This window comes from Mesorhizobium sp. M7A.F.Ca.ET.027.02.1.1 (assembly GCF_004022985.1).
Lineage (GTDB): Bacteria > Pseudomonadota > Alphaproteobacteria > Rhizobiales > Rhizobiaceae > Mesorhizobium.
This window is the reverse complement of record NZ_RZOL01000754.1, coordinates 1-1,317: the sequence shown is the minus strand read 5'-3', so window position 1 is coordinate 1,317 and position 1,317 is coordinate 1. Positions and strand designations below refer to the sequence as shown.

Genomic DNA, 1,317 nt, shown 5'->3' with positions numbered 1-1,317 from the left:
GGGAAAAGACGGGCCCGCCGGTGCCGTCGGCAACGAAATAGAGGTCGGCGGTCTTCGACGGATTGGCCACCGCCTCCAGCGCTGCACGACCCGGATTGGCGATCGGCGTCGGCGGCAAGCCATTGATCACATAGGTGTTGTAGGGCGTCTGTTTCTGGATGTCCGACTGGTAGATCGGCCGGTCCGCCGGCTTTCCCTTGCCGCCGAACAGCCCGTAGATGATGGTCGGATCGGATTGCAGGCGCATGCCCTTGGCAAGCCGGTTCAGGAAGACGGCGGCAACTCGCGAACGCTCGTCACCCTTGCCCGTCTCCTTCTCGACGATCGAGGCCAGCGTGACGAACTCCTCGACGTTGGCCAGCGGCAGGTCAGGCGCGCGCCGCTGCCAGACATCGTCGACCAGCTTCTTCTGATCCGCCAGCAGCTTGTCGACCATCTGCTGGCGTGTCGCTCCGCGCGTGAAGCGCAGCGTGTCGGTGGCGAGGCTGCCCTCCGGCGGCGTGGTTGCCGGCATGTCGCCGCTCAAGGCATTCTCCTCGGCGATGCGCTGCAATGCCTGGTCGACCGTCAGTCCTTCAGGAATGGTCAGCGAATACATCACCGACTTGCCGCTCTTCAGAAGCTCCATGATATCGCGCATGGATGCCCTGGGCTTGATCTCGTACTCGCCGGCTTTCAGCGCGGAATCATTGCCGAAGGCCCGCACGCCAAGGCGGAATACCCGGGCGTCGCTGATCAACCCGCGGCGTTCGAGCTGGTCGGCGATATCCTGGACGCCGGTGCTCGGCTTGACCAGGAAGGTGTCGCCATTGGCCGAAGGTCCGGGTTCGGTGAATTCCTGCTTGCCGAAATAGACCGCGACGCCGGCCGCCAGAACCACCAGCATCACCGAGGAGATGACGAAGTTCATGAACACGACGACTTGGCTGCGTGACGCACGCGAGCGCTTCGGCGGCGGCGTGCCAGCCTCCGGCCGCAACGCTTCGCTGGCCGTTTTCGGCACGATCGGGCCGGATGTCGGCGGCCGTTGCCCGAATTCTCCGTTGCCTGCCGGATTTGTGTTCATTTCGCCCTACCGTTTGATCGCCCAACGAATCCCCAGCGGCAGAGTAGGGGCGAATATGGCAAAATTGACGGCACGCCGAAGCGCCGCCCGGCAGCCGGACGATCAGCCATTGTAGCGCTGGAAGACCAGCGACGCGTTGGTCCCGCCAAAGCCGAAGGAATTGGACAGCGCCACGTCGATCTGGCGGGCACGCGGCTTGTTCGGCACCAGGTCGATCGCGGTTTCGCGTTCCGGATTGTCGAGGTTGATGG

Annotated in this window: 1 protein-coding gene and 1 pseudogene; both read right to left on the bottom strand. The window is 64.1% G+C overall.

Going from position 1 to position 1,317, the window contains the following annotated elements:
• Positions 1-1,066: endolytic transglycosylase MltG (gene mltG, locus EN749_RS35890; protein WP_128364955.1), on the bottom strand; the 1,066-nt coding region annotated here is incomplete at its 3' end.
• A gap of 102 nt (positions 1,067-1,168) precedes the next feature.
• Positions 1,169-1,317, bottom strand: a pseudogene (locus tag EN749_RS39275) (beta-ketoacyl-ACP synthase II); the annotation flags it as partial.